The organism is Mycobacterium sp., from assembly GCF_035499775.1.
Taxonomy (GTDB): Bacteria; Actinomycetota; Actinomycetes; order Mycobacteriales; family Mycobacteriaceae; genus Mycobacterium.
Genome location: NZ_DATJYB010000596.1, coordinates 1 through 19002, shown reverse-complemented (window position 1 = coordinate 19002; position 19002 = coordinate 1). Strand labels below are relative to the sequence as shown.

Genomic DNA, 19002 nt, shown 5'->3' with positions numbered 1-19002 from the left:
TGTTTCAGTTCTTCAACCTGTTGCCGACCCTGTCGGCGTGGGAGAACGTGGCCGTGCCGAAGTTGCTGGACGGCGTGCGGCTGGGCAAGGCCAAGTCGGACGCGGTTCGGCTGCTGGAGCGGGTCGGGCTCGGCGACCGGACCGAACACCGACCGTCGGAAATGTCCGGCGGCCAGATGCAGCGGGTCGCGGTGGCCCGGGCATTGATGATGGATCCGCCGCTGATTCTCGCCGACGAGCCGACGGGGAATCTCGATTCCACAACGGGCGCTTCAATTTTGGCGCTGCTCGCCGAGGTCGCGCACGAGGAGGGCAGCAGTCGGCTGGTGGTGATGGTCACCCACAACCCGGATGCAGCGCAGGCCACCGACCGGGTGCTCACGCTGCAGGACGGCCGGGTCGGCTCCGACGAACTGTTGCTGGCCCCCCTGGTCTCATGGTGAAAGCGGGCTCGGCGATAGCTGCCGCGGCCAGCCGGCTACGGGTGTTCAGCCTGCGCGAGCTCGCCGTCCATCGTCGGCGCACGATCGCCTCAATCGCCGTAATGGCAGTGTCCGCAATGTATCTGGTGGCAGTGTTCGGCATCTTCGGGTCGATCACCGGGTCGGTCAACCGGCTGTCCGACGGGGTGGCGGGCATCGCCGCCCTGGAGGTGTCGGGCATCACCGATGCCGGTTTTCCCGACTCGATCACCGCCGATGTGGCCGCGGTTCCCGGCGTCGCGGTGGCGGCGCCGATGATACGGACGCCGGCCACCATGCCGTCGGGGCCGGTGCTGCTGTTCGGCGCCGATGCGAGCATCGCGGCGCTGGGCGGAGCGCTCAAAGACGCCGTCTCAGGCAAGGTGGCGAATCCGTCGGACCCGGCGAACGGCGTCCGGGTCGGGCCGGCCGTCGCACGCTCGAAAGGCGAGACCTTCCAACTGGGCTCAGGGTCGGTCACCGTCATCGAAGTGCTTCGCGGCAAGCAGCTTGGCGACCTCAACGGCGGACACTATGTCCTTGCCCCACTTGCCTTGGCGCAGCAGATCACCGGGCGGCAAGGCCAGCTCGACTCGATCCTGATCACCACCAAGCCCGGCGCCGATCTCGCCCAGGTTCGCAAGGCCGTCAACGCCGCGGTGAACGGCCGGGCAATCGTCGCGGACCCGAGCATGCGGGCGACCCGGGCCGGCGACGGCGTCAAGATGATGAACTACATGGCGCTGATGGGCGCGATGGTTGCGTTGATGGTCGGCGCCTTCCTGGTTTACACCACGATGACCATGGCGATCAGCCAGCGCCGCCCGGTCATCTCGATGCTGCGTGCAATCGGCGGGCGGCGCGCCACCATCGTTCGTGACATGCTCGCCGAAGCGGCGCTGCTGGGGCTGATCGGCGGATCCATCGGGTCGGCAATCGGAATACTGCTGGGCCGCATTGCGATTGGGCGATTGCCAGCCGCCATGACCCAAGGGCTGGAGGCCCGCGTCGAATATTGGCTGCCGGGCTACGCGATACCGGCCGCACTGGTGGCCACCGCGGTCACCAGCGTGGTCGCCTCTGCGATGGCCACGCGGCAGGTGTACAAGGTGTCACCGATCGAGGCGCTGGCACCGGTCGGAGTGTCAGCGGCCGATCGCGTGCCGCGCTGGCTGCGGACCACCGCCGGGGTCGGGGCCGTCACGGTGCTGGCGGCGTCGATCCTGGTCGTCGTCAGCCAACGCGGTGTGGTGGCGTTTGCCGCGATGTCTGCGGTGTTCTGTGCCGAAGTTGCGCTTGGCTTCGCGATCACCAACTTCATCGTCAAAGCCACCGCCGCGACGGCACGAATGTTCGGATCGTTCGGGGCGCTCGCGGCGGCGACGATCGAACGCGCGCCGCGACGGGTGTGGGCGACAGTGATGACGGTGCTGATCGCGGTAGTCACCACCATCGCGATCACCGGCACCAACACCGACATGATCCGGTCCGCGCGGGGCATCTTCTCGTCGGTGGCGGATGTCCCGGTGTGGGTGAGCGCAAATCCCCCGGACAGCTACCCCACCGACGCTCTGCCGCAAGGTCTTTCCGAAAAAGTGGCCGCGGCGCCGGGGGTGGCACATGTCACCGAGGGCGCCTACGGGTTCGCCGAGGTCGGCGGCACCCGGGTGATGCTAGACGGGTTCTCGGCCGGGACCGCCGACGCGCTCTATCGCGCCCTCGGCAAACCGGTTCGCGACGATGTGCTCGCCGGCCGCGGCGTGGTGCTCACCCAGAATCTGGGCAAGACGCTGCATGTTCGGGCCGGCGATCAGCTGCGGATGCAGACGCCGCACGGGGTGCGACAGACAACCGTGCTGGCCCTGGTGCCTTACTTCTCGACCGTCATCGGCACCGTCGGGATGAGTCTCGATCAACTGCGGACCTGGTACGACCGCCCGGCGGCGACCACACTGCAGGTCACCGCGGCCCCGGGCGTCGATCCGAAACACCTGCTGGCCGAGGTCCGCCGGGTGGTGCCGGCACCGACCTATGTGTACGACGGTCGCACCGAGCTGGCCGGCCTCGAGGCACCGATGCATCAGAGCATGTTCATCGCCAACGCCGTATGGATCATTGTTGTGCTGGTGGCCGGAGTCGCGCTGCTCAACACGTTGACGCTGTCGGTGCTGGAGCGGCGCCGCGAAATCGGTGTGCTGCGCGCGATGGGATCCAGCCGCCGGTTCACCTTGCGGATGGTCCTGGTCGAGGCACTGGGCATCGGTGTGGTCGGCGGTGTCTTGGGCTTACTGTTCGGTGTCACGGACCAGTGGCTGTTCAGCCTGGTCAGCGGCGACATGATGAATTTTCAAGTCAGCTTCCGGCCGAGCGCGATGGTGTTCGTGTTCACGATCGGCGCGCTGGCGGTCAGCTTGCTCGGCTCGGTACCGCCCGCCCGACGCGCGGCGCGGCTCAACATCATCGAGGCCGTCAGCGTCGACTGAGCACAAGCCCTTCGGCGAACGCGCACAAAATGCCGGCCGTACCGGCGTGTCTCTGTACATCTGCGCACGCTCACCGCGAACGCGGCTAGTCGATCAACTCGGCGTATCCCTGCAGATGAGGTTTACACGGGAACGGCACCGGGGTCCGGATGCTGCGCAGTCCCCGGGTGTCGAAGCCGGCTGCGGCAATGGCTTCGACGGTTCTGCGGTTCGGCTCGCAGCCCGCTGCCAGCCACGACCACGGCTTTGCCACCAGGTCCTGTAGCCGCCCCGTCGCGCCGTCCCCGCGGACATGCTCGAGGACGACCAGCCTGCCGCCCGGTGCCAGCACCCGACGGATCTCGCTGAGGGTCGCGGCCACATCGTCGACGGAGCACAACACCAGACCGATGTGCACGGAGTCGAAACTGTTGTCCGGGAACGGAATCGACTCACCCGTCCCATCGACGACGTCGACCGCGATGCCGTACCGGTCGGCGAGACTCGACGCCATCCGCCGGAACGCGGCCACCGGCTCCACGGCAGCCACCGAGGTCACCGCGGGCGGCACGAACTTCAGGTCCGCGCCCGGCCCAAGGCCGACCATCAGCAGCCGGCCGGTCGCGTGGGCGATCGCCGCTCGACGATATCGGTTGTAGAAAAGCCGGTCGAAGATCGGCTGACCGAATCGGTACACGTAGGGGAAAAACGGATTACCGCTCGTTATCTGCTACCTAGATCCAGTTGGAATGGCGGGTATTCGTCCCGCATCAAAGAAACATACACCGCAACGCGATAACGCCATCGAACGATGCCCATCAGGAGGTCGAACATGCCACCCGGGATCGTGCCGGTGCACAACAACGTCGCCGCAGCGATCACGGTGAGCACCTGCAGCAGCGGCTCCATCGCCCAGCACAGCAGTATCTGCGGCAGCGCCAGCAGCCACCACTTCACCAGCACAGCCCAATTCGTGAGCCGCTCTGGATAGTCGACCTCGAGATCGCCCGGGTAATCGGGCCGGGATGCGAGGGTGAAGGGCGGGTATTTGTCGGTGCTGTTCATCGGAAACCGGAAATTCATGACCCGCCACGACCAGCGCAGCACACCGACGTTGAAGTCGAAGATGGGCCGCGGATAGCGCCCGGTGGACAGGATGGCAACGCCTGCAACGATCGTCGTCAGCGGATACACCAGGTAGAGCAGTATCAGGATCGGGTAGTGCGGAACGGCGAGCACGCACCACTTGACGAGCCAAAGCCAGCGTGAGGGCGAGTCGAAATCCCCTCGCACACGGACGTGTTCGTCCGGGTTGCTCATTGTTGTGATGGACAAGGTTCCGACGGACAAGCCGGGACCGTCATCGCGGCCCCGAGGTCTCGGTTGATCCGAGCGGACAGTCGGCGATGACTGGTAGAACCCAGAAACGTGCTCAGTGCCCAGGTATGGAACCGGTCCGAAATCCAGGCCGCCGGTCTGAGAATGGACTCGCCGTGGGCGACCTGAAGGGACGCCACCCGGGACACCGCCGCGACCTTGCGCCGCCTGGTCTTCTCGTACCAGCGCAGCGCGTTCGCGACGTCACCGGACCTTGAGGTCATGCCGCTCTGCAGATCCGAGAGTGCCTTGCACAAGACCATCGTGTCGAGCAACGCCTGATTGGTGCCCTGCGCCAGGGTGGGCGGCATCGTGTGTGCGGCATCGCCGAGCAACGTCAGCGCCCCGTGGCCCGGCCAGGAAATCGGATGCCGGAAATGCGGGAACGGCGAAGAGGCCAGGTCGTCGTCGGTCAATTTCGCGAGCAGCAGGTCGACCGAATCGGTCCAGCCGCCGAAATGGGAGCGGATCACCTCGATCGGACGCCGCGGTCTGACGAAGTCGTAGGACCACGGCAAATCGAACCACCACTGCAGATCCGACCCGCCCGCCGGCCACATGCCGAAATTTCCGTGCTCGCCGATCACGATGAGTCCGGTCTCCCGATCGGAAACTTCCGGAAATTCGGCGAGCCCCTGCCAGCTGCACCAGCCGGTGGGCTCCGCGTCCGGCGCGCCGACCACGTCGCGGACAATCGAATGCAGGCCATCCGCACCGATCAGCAGATCGCCTTCGGCCCAGCTGCCGTCCTCGAATTCGACCCGCACCCCGTTGCGCCACGTGGTGACCCCGACCGCGCGGGCGTTGCAGCGGATCCGGTCCTGCGGAAAGCCGTCCAGCAGCCTCTCCAACAGGACGCGACGCGGGACCATCCGCACTGGTGCGCCGAACCGGTTCTCCATCGTCGTCACGTCCACGGTGGCGAGCCGGCGACCGCTGGACGTCATCACCCGAACGCTGGACAGCTGTTGACCGGCACCGTCCATGTCCACGCCCAGCTGTCGCAGTACCGTCTCGCCGTTGGACCAGATGGTCACCGCGCCACCGCCGGCCTGGACATCGGTGCGCTGGTCGAAGACGGCGACGTCATGCCCGTCCCGCAGCAACCCCCGCGCAACGGAAATTCCGGCTACGGCGGCACCGACAACCAGAATCCGCAGCGGCCGCCCGTGCGACGATGCGGCCCGTGGGAGCTTTTCGGAATGTTCGTAACCGGGGCTGTTCAACGTGGGTGGTAGACAACTGACATGAGTGTTGGCGCCACCGCGATCACGATTTTTCATCTGCCCTCCGATCCCCAGCGATTCGACCGTTGGGTGGACGGATATATTGCTTCGCCGCGTCACGTTATTGGACACGTATCAGCCCGCCGATCGGTTCAGGACAGCGGGCAACTCGATTGGGCCGTGGAGGTCTGTTTCGAGAGCGTGGACCTGCTCGACGCGTGGCTGGACAGCGCTGAACGCCAAGCCATCCTCGCCGACGGTCAAAGCCAGGGATATTGGCGGAGTGCCGCCGATCTGATCGTCGCCCGGGGCGAACTCCCGCCCGCCAACACCGGCATCTTCCTGCACAGCGTGACGCCCGGCAAGGAAGCCGAATTCGTCTCGGCCCAAAGCGATCTGACCTTGGTCAGCGCTGGTTTTCCGGGATACGAAGGCACGGCGCTGTTTCCGGCCGATTCGTCGGGCCAGTGGATGTCGCTGCTGCGTTTCCGGACGGCTGGTCAGCTGACCGGATGGATGCGATCCCCCGAACGCCAGCAAGTGTTGCCGCGCCTGCGGGGCGAACTGACCACGGACTTCGCCGAGCTGCCCCGCAGCGCGCCATTCGGCTCGACGGTTCGGGTCGCCGACGGGCACACGCGGATCACGCCGGCGTGGAAGACCGCGATGCTGGTCGTGCTGTGTCTGTACCCGACCGTGATGATCCTCTCCAAGTCGCTGGCCCCCGAGCTGAGCCACCTTGGTGCCGCACAATCGGTGGCGGTGTTCGTCGGCAACGTCGTCAGCGTCGTCTTGCTGCAATGGGTGCTCGTACCGGCGGCGTCGCTGCCGTTCCGGCGGTGGCTCGACCCGATCGACGGAGCGCCGCAACGCATCAGCCTGGCCGGAGCCGCGCTGGTCATCGCGGGCTACGCCGCACTGGTGCTGATTTTCACGCTCGTCGGATAGTCAGTCGCCGATCATGTCCTGCAGTTCCTCGACCGACCATGGTCCAGCCTCGCGGTGGTCGCGGTAACCCAGTACGCGAGGCATCGCCCGATCGAAGCGCCCGACGAATCCGCCTGCGGCAACGAAGATTTGACCCGTCACGTGGCGCGCCGAATCGCTGGCAAGATACGCGTAGAGGGGAGCGACAAACTCGGCGGGCGGGGCATCCAGCGATGCCCGGGCGGTCATGTCATCGAGTATTCCGCGGCGATGCAGGTCCTCGATGTGCTCTTCGTATTCGGTGCCCGTCGACAGTCGTGTCTTGGCCCCGGGACACACCACGTTGGCGCGCACACCGGAGCCTTTCAGCTCTGCCGCGATCGCCAGGGTAAGGCCGTTGACCGCGCCTTTGCCCGCCGGATAGCCGGTTCCGCCGTAATCGCCGAGAAATGCCACCGAGCCGGTGTTGATGATCGACCCGGAGCGCTGCGCGGCCATGACCGGCGCGGCGGCCCGGCAGGTGTGAAACGTCGTGCCGAGGTGGACCGCGATCAGGTGGTCGAATTCGGCCGGCGAGATATTCAGGATCGACGAATGCGGTGGTTCGGGAATGCCGGCGCAGTTGACCAGGATGTCCAGCCGCCCGAAAGCGCCTGTGCATTCGTCGATCAGCGCCGCGGCGACGCGCTCGTCGTCGGCCGCTCCGGCCACCGCGACGGCTCTCCCGCCCGCCGCGTCGATCGATGCGACCGTCTGCTGCACCGCGTCGGGGTCGCGACCGTTGACCACCACGCCGGCGCCGAGCTCACCCAGCAGTTCGGCGATGGCGCGTCCGATGCCGCGGCTGCCGCCCGCCACCACCGCAGCGCGACCGGCCAGCAAATCGGCCATGTCACATCTCCTGTCGTCGGATTCCCCGGTCTTCCTGCTCAGACAACCACCTCACGACAATGCGGGTACTGTGCGGTCCGGCGGTAGGAAAGGAACATGACGCGATGGGAATCTCTCGCACGGTGATAGCGGGCGTGCTGGCCGCGACGCTGACGGTGGCCGGTTGCAGCAAAAACCCCCCACCCTCGACGGCGGGGTCCGCGGCCTCGGGGTCGGGGTCGGCCGGCTCCAGCGCGACAGCACACGGCTCGGCGCCGGCACAGCCGACCGACTACGCCGGGTGGTTGATCCGCGCGGAAGACATCAACGCGCCCGAGACCTTCACGGCTAGCCCGCCCACCAACAATCCGAATGGCCAGCCGGGCGTCGCGACGACGTTCAGCACACAGGACGGCAGCCACGTCATCCACGACACCATCCAGGTTCTGGCCGACCCCGACGCGGCTGTGAACGCCTTGAACGCAGCGAAAGCTGACCACGCCAAAGGCCTCAAAGCCCCGGCGACAAAACCGGCGAAGATCGGCACCGGCGGAACGACGCTGGAGGGCGACGCACTGGACGGCTCAAAGGGTGTGACGTTCTTGATGTTTACCGAGGGTAGGGCGTTCGTCACGCTGGAATTCGACGGTCCGGTCTTCGCGCTGGCGCCTTCGGATTTCGTCAACGACGTCGGCCTCAAGCAGGACGCCGCGGTCAAGAAAGGGCTCGGCGGCTGAGCTCGTCGGCTACCTGAGTCTGATCGGTCCCCGGCACGCCTTGTTCGGTGCAACATTTTTCGATATGTTGCACGGGTGGTGACCGGCGTCACAGCACAGGTGGAACGCTCCGACGCGGCGCGCGCCCACTCGCTGGCGCGCGACCGCCTGCTCGCGGGCGAACGCATCGACATGCAACAGCTGGCGGCGGAGCTCGGCGTCGATCGGTCCACACTGTTCCGCTGGGTGGGTTCGCGGGACCAGTTGGTGAGCCGGATCCTGCAGGAACTCGGCCAAAAGACGCTGGCCCGGGTGCTGCGGAAGGTCCGCGACGACGGGTTCAGCGGAGCGCGGCTGGTTGCCGAAGCGGTCGCCGGCTTCGCCGACGAGTTGATCACCGCGCCGTTCTTCCGCACCTACCTACGCCGGGAACCCGAACGCGCCCTGCGCCTGCTCACCACCAATGCCAGCCCCATTCAGGACGAGATGATCGGCGCCGTCCAACGCCTCCTGGACCAGGAGGTGGACCTGGCAGCACTGTCGTACCCGATGCCCAGCTGCGACCTCGCCTATCTCGTGATCCGCGTCGGCGAATCATTCGTCTACACCGATCTGATCACCGGCGGCGTCCCCGATTGCGCCAAGGCGCGCACAGCGCTGCTCGCCCTGCTCAGCTGAGCCCCACCACCGACGAAACGGAGTAAGCCGGATGGACGACGTAATTCACGGACACTGCGAAGACACGTTCGACAAGGTCCGCGCCGCGTTGGCGGACAACATCGCCTCCGGCGAAGAAGTTGGCGCCTGCATCGCGATCGATGTGGCCGGCGAGTCCGTCGTCGACATGTGGGGCGGCTGCATGGACGCCGCTCGTACCCGAGCCTGGACCAAGGACACCATCGTCAACGTGTGGTCGTCCACGAAGACGGTCACCAGTCTGGCCGGACTGATGCTCGTCGACCGCGGCCTGGTCGAACTGACCACACCGGTCGCTGCCTACTGGCCGGAGTTTGCGGCAAATGGCAAGCAGGACATCGAATTCCGCCATGTGCTTGCGCACACGTCCGGGGTTTCCGGCTGGGACACGCCGTTCAGCACCGAAGAGATGTACGACTGGGACAAGTCAACTGCCGCCCTGGCGGCCCAAGCACCCTGGTGGGAACCGGGAACCGCGTCCGGGTATCACGCGCACAATCAAGGCCATCTCATCGGCGAGGTGATGCGGCGCGTCACCGGACGCTCCCTCAAGGAGTTCGTGCGCGACGAAATCGCCGGCCCACTCGGCGCTGACTTCCAGATCGGTGCCAGGCCTGAGGATTACGACCGGATCGCCGAGATCATCGTTCCGCCTCCCCTCGAGTTGCCGCTGGAAATGCTCCCCGAAGACAGCCCGATGCGAAAGACCTTCAGCGGTCCGCTGCCCAACGCCGAAGCCGCAAACACGCCGGCCTGGCGCGAGGCCGACATGGGCGCTCTCAACGGCCACGGCAACGCGCGTTCGCTGGCGACGATATTGTCGGCAATTTCGTTGGGAGGCATGGCTCGTGGAGTTCAGCTGCTCAAGCCCGAGACGGTCGAGTTGATCTTCGAGGAGCAGGCGAACGGCGTCGACCTCGTCCTGCCCGCACCGATGCGCTGGGGAATCGGTTACGGGCTGGCGAAAAACGACGGACTCCCCTATGTCCCGGACGAGAAGATCTGCTTCTGGGGCGGCTGGGGCGGCTCGATGGTGCTGATGTGCCCGGACCGCCGCACCACGATCGCCTACGTGATGAACAAGATGGGGCCGGGGATTCTGGGTTCCGACCGGATGGCGACCTACGGGACGCTGATATTCGATGCTCTCGGCGTGAGCGCCGGCTGAGGTTGGGGTCCCGATCGAGCGAAAAATGAGCCGACGGAATCGGGGCCGGGCGGTAACGTGACCTCGAGATGACCACACAGCGCGAGATTCACGACCTACCGCACATCGACTATGCGGATCTGCCGATGGCCGCCGATCGGGCGACGGGCTGGGCGACCCTGCGCAGCGCCGGCCCGGTGATTCTGAATGACGGCGGCTATTACCTGTCTCGGCGCGAGGATGTGCTCTCCGCGCTGCGCCATCCGGAAATCTATTCGTCGAAGAGCGCATTCGACATCTTGGGCAGTCCGCTGCCGCTGGTGCCGCTCGCGTTCGATCCCCCCGAGCACACCCGCTTCCGGAAGATCCTGCAGCCGTTCTTCAGCCCACACACCCTCGGCGCCATGCTGCCGTCGCTGCAAGCGCAGGCGATCGAGATGATTGACGCGATCTCCGCCCGGGACGAATGCGAGGCAATGGCGGACCTGGCGATTCCGTACCCGTCGCAGGTCTTCCTGACGTTGTTCGGTCTGCCACAGGAAGATCGGGACCGGTTGATCCGCTGGAAAGACGCGATCATCGGCCTCGGACTGCTCGAAACCCTCGACGGCGCCGACCTGACTCCGGCGCTCGAGCTGACGGCTTATCTCGTCGAGGCGATCGCTGCGCATCGGCAGCACCCTGGCGCCGACATCCTGTCGCAGGTGCTGCTGGGGTCCGATCCCCTCGACGACGGCGAGGCGCTCGGGCTCAGCTTCGTGTTCGTCCTGGCCGGTCTGGACACCGTCACCTCCGCGATCGGCTCGGCGCTGCTCGAGCTGGCCCGACGCCCGTCGCTGTGCGCGTTTATTCGCGAGAACCCTTACCAGGTAAGTGTTTTCGTGGAGGAGATGGTCAGGCTTGAAACGCCCGCACCGATCGTCCCGCGGGTGACCACCCAGGACGTCGACATCGCGGATGTCAGGATTCCCGCGGGCTCGCGGGTATGGCTGTGTCTGGGGGCCATCAACCGCGACGGCAGCGACGCGACGTCCATCGACGACGTCGTGATGGACGGCAAGGTGCATAAGCACTGGGGCTTCGGCGGCGGCACACACCGCTGCCTGGGTTCGCACTTGGCGCGGATGGAACTCAATCTGGTCGTCTCCGAATGGCTGCGCCGCATCCCCGAGTTCGGGCTCGCGCCCGGCTATCATCCAGAGATCGTCTGGCCGGCAGCAACTTTCAGCGTCGCGACTTTGCCGCTGCGGCTGGGACCCGTAAAACCCGCATCTGGATGACAGTCACCCGCTATCGTGACAGCGGGGAAAGCGCCGGAATTGGGGGTTCGCGCGTTGAAGAGATCACACACTGTCATCGCGGCCTGCGCCGCGCTCGTGTTCACCGCCGGATGCAGCGGTTCGAGCGGCCGGCAAGCCGGCACCAAACCACCGGAAGCACAGCCATCGGAGGAGAACTCGCACTCGGCCGCCCCGCCGCCCCCGTCCGGAAAAGCCAACGTCCGCTACGAAGACGCCCACAGCCCGGAGGCACAACGCGGCCGCCAGCTCATGCAGGACGCCAAGCTCCTCGAGGCGCTCGCCCAGCATGTCGAAGACACCCTGGTGCTGCCGTCCGACATGGGGGTTGTCGGCAAGCAGTGCGACACGGTCAACGACATGTATGACCCCAACACCAATGAGATAGAGCTCTGCTACGAGTCCATCGAGCACAGCGAGAAGAACTTCGCGGGCAGCGGTAAAGCCGATTCGGTGACCGCCGCGGTGGACTCGGAGACCTCCGGCTTCTATCACGAGCTCGGCCACGCCACGCTCGCTATCTACAAGCTGGCGTTCACCGGGCGAGAGGAGGACGTGGCCGACCAGCTTTCCGCCTTCACGCTGCTGAGCCCCGGCGCCGACGGAAAGCCCTACCCCAACGGTCTACGTATCGCGACCAACACCGCCGAAGATTGGAAGCTGAGCGCCAAAGAATCCCCGGATGCCAACGAACTCCCGTTCTGGGACGGACACCCGATGGACGTGCAGCGGATGTACAACTGGCAGTGCTGGATATACGGATCCAATCCGGCGGCCAACGCCAGCATCGTCACATCCGGGGACCTCCCCGAGGACCGGGCCGGCAACTGCGAAGACGAGTACCAGAACATGACCAGAGGCTGGCAACAGCTGCTGGGGCCGCACCTGCGGAAGCCCAGCTGAGCCCCGCAAGCGAGAATTTCCCTTAGCTGCAAGTCATCCCGCGTTTGGGCGGCTGACCGCCGTCGGTCCCGGACCCGTCGCCATTAAATAAACTGCTTGATTTAATATGTGCGGCCGTGTTCACTGAGGCAGTGACCGTTGAGCGAATGGCTCGCTCGGACAGATCGATGGGCACCCGCGAGGCGATCCTGTCGGCCGCGGAACTGCTGTTCGCCGAACGCGGGATGTACGCCGTGTCCAATCGGCAGATCAGCGAGGCAGCCGGACAGCGCAACAACGCCGCCGCCTGCTACCACTTCGGTTCCCGGGTCGACCTGCTGCGGGCGATCGAGAGCAAGCACCGGGAACCGATCGAGCGACTGCGCGCACAGATGGTGGCCGACATCGGCGATTCGGCCGAGCTGCGGGACTGGGTGGGCACCCTGGTGCGCCCGCTCACCGACCACCTGGCGGCGCTGGGCACCCCGAGTTGGTACGCGCGCTTCGCCGCTCAGGCCATGGCCGACCCGGCGTATCGCCACGTCGTCACCAAGGATGCGCTCGCGTCGCCCATGCTGGTGCGGACCATCGACGGCATCAATCGCTGCCTGCCCGATCTGCCCAAGCGGGTGCGTTCCGAACGGATCGTGATGGTCCGCAACCTGCTGATGCACACCTGCGCCGAGCACGAGGGCGCACTGGCCGAGGACGGTCCACGGTCTCGTTCGAGTTGGCCGGTGGCCGGCGAGGGATTGATCGACGCAATTGTCGGGCTGTGGCGCGCGCCCGTCCACGTGAACATGGCCGGCGGCCAGCCACCAGAAACCACAGGAGCACGATGACCGACATCTCGACCGCCACCGATATCCCCGAGTTCCCGATGACCCGGGCGGCCGGTTGCCCGTTCGCGCCGCCGCCAAAGGTGCTGGAACTCAACGCCACCGGGCAGCTCAGCCGGGTCCGGATTTGGGATGGCAGCACACCCTGGCTGATCACCGGCTACGACGCGATTCGCGCGCTGTTCACCGATTCACGCACCAGCGTCGACGACCGGCTCCCGGGGTATCCGCACTGGAACGAGGGAATGCTGGCGACGGTACACAAGAGGCCACGTTCGGTGTTCACCTCGGACGCCGAGGAACACACCCGTTTTCGCCGGATGCTGTCAAAACCCTTCACTTTCAAGCGCGTCGAAGCACTGCGGCCGGCCGTGCAGCAGATCGCCGACGATCGCGTCGACGCACTGCTGTCCGGACCCAACCCGGGTGACATTGTCAGCACCGTGGCGTTGCCCGTCCCGTCGCTGGTGATCAGCGAGCTGTTGGGCGTGCCCTACGAGGATGCGGATTTCTTCCAGGCACAGGCTCAACGAGGCACCGGGCGCTACGCGACCGAAGAGGACACCGCCCAGGGTGCCGCCTCGCTGGCGAAATACATCGCCAACCTGATCCGGGCCAGGATGCCAAGTCCCACCGAGGATTTGGTGTCCGACCTGGCAGAGCGGGTCAACTCCGAAGAGCTCAGTGTGCGCGAGGCCACCCAACTGGCCCTCGGCGTGCTGATCGCCGGTCACGAGACTACTGCGAACATGATCAGTCTGAGCATCGCGGCGCTGCTCGAGCATCCCGACCAACTGGCGCTGATACGCGATGCCGAAGATCCCAAGGAGATCGCCGCGGCGGTCGAGGAGCTGATGCGCTACCTGAGCATCATCCAGACCGGCCAGCGCCGCATCGCCGTCGAGGACATCGAGGTCGGCGGTCAAACGATCCGGGCCGGCGAGGGCATCATCCTCGACATCGCCCCGGCGAACTGGGACGCCCGCCAATTCCCCGACCCGGATCGGCTGGACCTGCGCCGCGAGGACGGTGCGCACGTCGGCTTCGGGTACGGCCGCCACCAATGCGTGGGTCAGCAATTGGCCCGGATGGAATTACAGATCGTGTTGCCCACCCTGTTTCGCCGTATCCCGACCCTGCGGCTGGCGGTTCCGCTCGCTGAGCTCCCGTTCAAGCACGACACGCTGGCCTACGGCGTTTACGAGCTGCCCGTCACATGGTGAAACCCGATCTGACGCTGGAAGTGCCCGATCTGTCCGGAAGATTCGCCGTCGTGACCCGAGCCAACAGCGGCCTTGGATTCGGTCTGGCGAAGACGCTTGCGGCAGCAGGTGCCGACGTCGTGCTGGCCGTTCGCAGCCGCGACAAGGGCGAAGCCGCGATCGCCGAGATCCGCCGCACGGTGCCCGAGGCCAAGCCGACCATCCGAGATTTGGACCTCGCGTCGCTGAAAAGTGTTGCGGCGCTGGGTGAGGAGCTGGTAGCGGAAAGCCGGCCGATCGACATCTTGATCAACAACGCCGGGGTCATGACGCCGCCACAGCGCCAGGAGACCCAGGACGGCTTCGAATTGCAGTTCGGCACCAACCATCTGGGCCATTTCGCGTTGACCGCGCACCTGCTGCCCCTGCTGCGCGCGGCGGAATCTGCACGCGTGGTGACCGTCAGCAGCCTTGCCGCCACCCAGCGCAACCTCGACTGTGCTGACGCCAACGCCCAGCGCGCCTATAAACCCATGCGCAGCTACGGGATAGCGAAACTCGCGCAGTTGATGTTCGCCTTCGAATTGGACCGGCGCAGCCGTGGCAGCGGCTGGCGGGTGATGTCCAACGCCGCGCACCCCGGGTTGAGCAAGACCAACCTGCTCAGCGGCGCATCCTACGGTCGCGACAAACCAACGCCGCTGGCGCGGATTACCCAGCTGACGTGGTGGCTGTTGCCCTTCATGTGGCTCGACGTCGACGAGGGCATCAAGCCGGCGCTCTACGCGGTGGTATCGCCGGATGCCGACGGCGGCAAGTACTACGGCCCGCGCGGCTTCTACGAAACCGTCGGGGGCGGAGTCACATTCGCCGGCCTTCCCCGATTGGCACGCAGCGAGGCAGACTCGAAGCGGCTGTGGCGACTCTCCGAAGAGCTCACCGGCGTCGCTTATCCCGACTGAGAGGAAGTGGTTGAATTATGGCGTTTGTCGGGCGCTCCGACGTCCAGGATCCCGGTGCCCAGCAAGACCAGTGGGAGCGACTGACGCGTCGCCGTGAGCGGCTGTACGCCGGCGACGAGCAGTTCCGCAACACCCGCCCGGACGAACAGGTCGCCGCGGCGGCGCGCGCGCCCGGGTTGCGGATCGCCGAGGTCATGGCCACGGTGCTGCGCGGCTACGCCGACCGGCCGGCACTGGGACAGCGTGCCCGCGAGGTCAGCACCGATCCCGCCACCGGACGCTGCACGCTGCGTTTCCTACCGCGATTCGAGACCGTCAGCTACGCGGATTTGTGGGCGCGGGTCCAATCCCTCGCTGCCGATTGGCATCATCATCGGCAGCATCCGGTGCGAGCCGGCGACTTCGTGTGCGTGCTGGGCTTCGCCAGCATCGATTACACCGCGGTCGAGTTGGCGTGCATCCATCTGGGCGCGGTGGTGGTCCCGCTTCAGACCAGCGCACCTGCTGCCCAGCATCAACCGATCCTCACCGAGACTCGGCCACGCATCCTGGCCGTCGGTATCGACAATCTCGACACGGCCGTCGAAGCGGCGCTGGCCGGCACCGCCCCGGACCGCCTCGTCGTCTTCGATTACGAACCCCGCGACGACGAGCAACGTGCCGCCTACCAGACGGCGCGCGCCCGGCTGACAGCCGCGGGCAGTTCACTTGCCCTCGAAATGATCGATGACGTTGTCGCGCAAGGTATGTCGCTGCCGCCCGCGCCGCTGCACACCGCCGATGCCGGCGAGGATCCGCTAGCCTTCCCCAACGCCGTGCTGGCCCTGTTCCACGTGCCTGACAAGGACATCCGGGAGCGGATCTTCCGGATCTACAACGAGCACATCGCCGACGTCCAGGAACGTTCTCATGGCCGCCTCTACGGAGTGGGCTTGATCAACTGGTGGGATCCGCGCGGCGCACGACGCACCCTGTCCGAGCTGAAGTCACTGGGGCTCAAGACGTTTCTGATGCCACTCAATCCCGGCACCGACGCCAACGGCGACGTCATCGACTTCTCCAGCACCGCGATGAGCGAGGTGTGGGACGCGATCGAGGAGGCCGGCCTGCCTGTCACACATCACATCGGCGAGAGCCAGCCGAAGTGCCCCAGCGAGGTCAACAGTGTGGCCGTGGCCATGATGGTCAACATCGACTCGTTCCGGGAGATGTTCTCCAAGTACATCTTCGGCGGCATCCTGGACCGGCACCCCCAGTTGCGTATCGGCTGGTTTGAAGGCGGAATCGCCTGGGTGCCGCCGGCGCTGCAGGACGCCGAGCATGTTCTGGCCTCTTATCGGCACATGCTCAAGGACCACCCGCAACACGAGGTCCGATACTACTGGGACACCCACATGTGCGCCTCGTTCATGGTCGACGGCCTGGGCCTGCAACAGATCGACGAGATCGGCATCGACAAGGTGATGTGGTCATCCGACTATCCGTACAACGAAGGCACTTTCGGGTATTCGGAGAGATCACTGGCCGCCGTGGGCGAGGCCGTCGGCGCCGACGACGCCGTACGGATCGTCGGTGGCAACGTGCGAAAGTTCTTAGGCATTTAGAAAGGCATTCAGCATGGCCGGCACCCTCACCGCCCGCGGCACGGTCCTGGATATTCCCGACGAACCCGACTGGGCACGCATGCGTACCGAGACCGGGGCACGGCTGCGGTCCGCGATGGCCGAGCACGGCGTCGACGCGCTGATTCTGCTGATGAACGGCCACGTCCAATACGCAACGGGGGTCAGCTGGCCATTGCTGGACGCGGGCCTGTCGCACGTGGAGCGCCCAGTCGCGGTGCTGCTCTCCGATGACGTACATCCCCACCTGTTCCTGCCATTTCGCAGCGGTGCCTCATCAGAACCGGCTGTTCCGCATGACCATCTACACGGCCCGGTTTACCTCGAATTCGACTACGGTGTAGCACAGTTCGCTCGCACGCTCGCTGACTTGGTCCCACGTGGAGCTGCCGTCGCCGTGGACGAGCTGACCGGCGCGATGCGCCGCGCGCAGGCCACGCTGTTTCCGTCGGGCCCACCGTCGGATGCGGCGATAGTGGTGGGCGCAGCGCAACTGGTCAAGACGCGCGACGAGGTTGCCTGCATCCGCCGGGCGTCCCGGATTACCGAGCAGGCTATGGCGGATGTGCAGCAAGCGTTGACGCCGGGCGTGCGCCAGACCGACCTTTCGGCCAGGCTGGTGCGCCGCGCCTTCGAACTGGGCGCCACCGCCAACATGCTGGAGGCCATCTGGCAGGTGATGCCGAGCTCACGGGAAGCCGGCGTGTGGACCACCCACGGCGATCTGGCACTGCCGCTGCTGCCCACCGACCGTGAACTGGCAGCCGGCGACGTGCTGTGGACCGACATCAGTTTCAGCTATGCCGGCTACTGCTCGGATTTTGGGCGCACCTGGCTGGTCGGCGCGAAACCCACGGCAGCGCAGCAGGACCAATTCCGGCAGTGGCGATCCATCCTGGACGCGGTGCTCGCAGTAACCAGGGCCGGGGCCACCTCAGGAGATCTCGCGCGCGCGGCGATCGCCGCCTACGGCGGCCGCAAGCCGTGGCTGCCCCACTTCTACCTCGGGCACGGCATCGGGACCTACCCCGCCGAAACCCCGATGATCGGAACCGATCTGGGTGAGGAGTTCGACGACAACTTCGTCTTCCCGCCCGGCATGGTCCTGGTGCTGGAACCGGTGGTGTGGGAGGACGGCACCGGCGGCTATCGCAGTGAGGAGGTCGTGGTGATCACCGAAGACGGCTACACGCCGATTACCGACTACCCCTACTCCCCCTACGGTGACTGAGATCTCGGCCGACGCCCTGCAATTGCGGGTCGGGCGTCGGGAGCGGGCGCTGGCCCAGATGGAGGCATACGACCTCGACATCTTGGTGCTCGGGCGGCAGGCCAACGTTCGCTATGTCACCGGCGCCCCGCAGCTGTGGATAGCCGGGACTCGACCGTTCGGGCCGGTCTGCGTTGTGGTGCGCGCGAGCGGCGAGATCTATCTGAACACGACCGACGACGAGGGCGTCCCCGAGGAGATCGGCCACGATCACCTGTACGGATTGACCTGGAACCCGTTGACGCTCATCGACATCCTGAAGAAGATCGACGGGGCCGAGACGGCGCGCCGCGTCGGAACCGATGCGATCACACCGACTTTCGCCGCGTTGCTGCCCGACGCGTTCCCCAACGCCGAGCTGGTCGACGGTGAGCTGGCCATGCGGACGGCGCGGCGCATCAAGACCTCCGACGAGATCGCAGCCATGGGCGAGGCCATTCGCATCGCGCAGGGCGGACTCGCCGCCGGCGTCGCCGAAATGCGGGCCGGACTCGCCGAGCAGCAGCTGGCCGGCGCCGTGTTGGAAGCGATGGCCGCAGGCGGAGTGAGCACGCCCGCCACCCAGGACGCCGCGTGGGTGACCTCGCGCGAACATCCTTGGCGACGCGCCAACCGTGAGCTCCGAGAGGGTGACCTGGTCGCATTCGCCGCCGGCGCAGTGTCCGGCGGCTACGTCGGCGAGGTGGGTCGGACCCGGCCGGTCGGAGAGGTCACCGCCGAGGCGCGCACGCTCTACCAACGTTCGAATGCGCTGTACGACAGGCTCATTGCGGCCTGTCGCCCCAGTGCATCCACTCGCGAGCTGCTGGGCGCCTATGCTGCGGTCGGCGAGCCGATCCCGCCGATGCCGGTTGCGCACGGGCTGGGGTTGGGTTTCGATCCGCCGGTAGTTTCCGAAATGCTCTCGGCCGCTGACGAACACGAGCGCCTCGAACCGGGGATGGTGCTGGCGATCACCGGCTACGTGTGGCAAGAAGGCGTCGGTGCGGTATTTCGCCGAGACACCGTCCACATCACAGCCGATGGCGCCGAAGCGCTGACGCAC

The 19002-nt window shown here is 66.2% G+C and carries 18 protein-coding genes; 14 read left to right on the top strand and 4 right to left on the bottom strand.

Annotated features, from left to right (window positions below; genetic code table 11):
* Together VML93_RS36045 and VML93_RS36040 are read left to right on the top strand one after the other, a co-directional pair.
* Nucleotides 1-443 (top strand): ABC transporter ATP-binding protein (locus VML93_RS36045; RefSeq protein WP_325618264.1); only part of this gene is annotated, 443 nt, incomplete at its 5' end.
* Nucleotides 437-2944, top strand: coding sequence for an FtsX-like permease family protein (locus VML93_RS36040; protein ID WP_325618262.1), 2508 nt, complete (start codon nucleotides 437-439; stop codon nucleotides 2942-2944). The genes VML93_RS36045 and VML93_RS36040, both read left to right, overlap by 7 nt.
* An 85-nt stretch (nucleotides 2945-3029) precedes the next feature.
* Here VML93_RS36040 and VML93_RS36035 read toward each other — a convergent pair whose 3' ends face one another.
* Genes VML93_RS36035 through VML93_RS36025 form a run of 3 tightly spaced genes read right to left on the bottom strand, consistent with a single transcriptional unit; the run spans nucleotide 3030 to nucleotide 5454 of the window.
* Nucleotides 3030-3650 carry a class I SAM-dependent methyltransferase gene (locus VML93_RS36035; protein WP_325618274.1) on the bottom strand — a complete coding sequence of 207 codons (621 nt, stop codon included), beginning with the start codon at nucleotides 3648-3650 and terminating at the stop codon, nucleotides 3030-3032.
* Nucleotides 3647-4216, bottom strand: coding sequence for a DUF4389 domain-containing protein (locus VML93_RS36030; RefSeq protein WP_325618272.1), 570 nt, complete (start codon nucleotides 4214-4216; stop codon nucleotides 3647-3649). The genes VML93_RS36035 and VML93_RS36030 overlap by 4 nt, the downstream gene beginning before the upstream one ends.
* A 23-nt stretch (nucleotides 4217-4239) precedes the next feature.
* Complete coding sequence (locus tag VML93_RS36025) at nucleotides 4240-5454, bottom strand: NAD(P)/FAD-dependent oxidoreductase (RefSeq protein WP_325618270.1); 1215 nt, start codon at nucleotides 5452-5454, stop codon at nucleotides 4240-4242.
* Nucleotides 5455-5706: 252 nt separating this feature from the next.
* On the opposite strand from VML93_RS36025, the gene VML93_RS36020 reads away from it, so the two are divergent.
* Nucleotides 5707-6474 carry an antibiotic biosynthesis monooxygenase gene (locus tag VML93_RS36020; RefSeq protein ID WP_325618260.1) on the top strand — a complete coding sequence of 256 codons (768 nt, stop codon included), beginning with the start codon at nucleotides 5707-5709 and terminating at the stop codon, nucleotides 6472-6474.
* On the opposite strand, the gene VML93_RS36015 is transcribed toward VML93_RS36020, so the two are convergent.
* Nucleotides 6475-7344, bottom strand: a complete 870-nt coding sequence (locus tag VML93_RS36015; protein WP_325618258.1) for an SDR family NAD(P)-dependent oxidoreductase — start codon at nucleotides 7342-7344, stop codon at nucleotides 6475-6477. It abuts the gene before it with no gap.
* Nucleotides 7345-7448: 104 nt separating this feature from the next.
* On the opposite strand from VML93_RS36015, the gene VML93_RS36010 reads away from it, so the two are divergent.
* From VML93_RS36010 to VML93_RS35955, 11 genes are all read left to right on the top strand, one after another.
* Entirely contained in the window at nucleotides 7449-8060 is a 612-nt protein-coding gene (locus VML93_RS36010; RefSeq protein ID WP_325618256.1) for a hypothetical protein, read from the top strand.
* A 75-nt stretch (nucleotides 8061-8135) separates the two neighbouring features.
* Entirely contained in the window at nucleotides 8136-8717 is a 582-nt protein-coding gene (locus VML93_RS36005; protein ID WP_325618254.1) for a QsdR family transcriptional regulator, read from the top strand.
* Nucleotides 8718-8748: 31 nt separating this feature from the next.
* On the top strand, nucleotides 8749-9903 hold the full coding sequence (locus VML93_RS36000; RefSeq protein ID WP_325618252.1) for a serine hydrolase domain-containing protein: 1155 nt from the start codon (nucleotides 8749-8751) through the stop codon (nucleotides 9901-9903).
* A gap of 68 nt (nucleotides 9904-9971) precedes the next feature.
* Complete coding sequence (locus tag VML93_RS35995) at nucleotides 9972-11162, top strand: cytochrome P450 (RefSeq protein ID WP_325618250.1); 1191 nt, start codon at nucleotides 9972-9974, stop codon at nucleotides 11160-11162.
* A gap of 54 nt (nucleotides 11163-11216) precedes the next feature.
* Nucleotides 11217-12083 carry a DUF4344 domain-containing metallopeptidase gene (locus VML93_RS35990; protein ID WP_325618248.1) on the top strand — a complete coding sequence of 289 codons (867 nt, stop codon included), beginning with the start codon at nucleotides 11217-11219 and terminating at the stop codon, nucleotides 12081-12083.
* 116 nt (nucleotides 12084-12199) lie between these two features.
* Nucleotides 12200-12904: a TetR/AcrR family transcriptional regulator gene (locus VML93_RS35985; RefSeq protein WP_325618246.1), complete on the top strand. Its 705-nt coding sequence runs from the start codon at nucleotides 12200-12202 to the stop codon at nucleotides 12902-12904.
* Entirely contained in the window at nucleotides 12901-14124 is a 1224-nt protein-coding gene (locus VML93_RS35980; protein ID WP_325618244.1) for a cytochrome P450, read from the top strand. The genes VML93_RS35985 and VML93_RS35980 overlap by 4 nt, the downstream gene beginning before the upstream one ends.
* Nucleotides 14118-15065, top strand: coding sequence for an SDR family oxidoreductase (locus VML93_RS35975; RefSeq protein ID WP_325618242.1), 948 nt, complete (start codon nucleotides 14118-14120; stop codon nucleotides 15063-15065). The genes VML93_RS35980 and VML93_RS35975 overlap by 7 nt, the downstream gene beginning before the upstream one ends.
* Before the next feature lie 17 nt (nucleotides 15066-15082).
* Entirely contained in the window at nucleotides 15083-16669 is a 1587-nt protein-coding gene (locus tag VML93_RS38785) for an amidohydrolase family protein (protein ID WP_414686535.1), read from the top strand.
* 13 nt (nucleotides 16670-16682) lie between these two features.
* Complete coding sequence (locus VML93_RS35960; RefSeq protein WP_325618240.1) at nucleotides 16683-17918, top strand: Xaa-Pro peptidase family protein; 1236 nt, start codon at nucleotides 16683-16685, stop codon at nucleotides 17916-17918.
* A gap of 58 nt (nucleotides 17919-17976) precedes the next feature.
* A partial coding sequence (locus VML93_RS35955) for a M24 family metallopeptidase (protein WP_325618266.1) occupies nucleotides 17977-19002 on the top strand: 1026 nt, incomplete at its 3' end.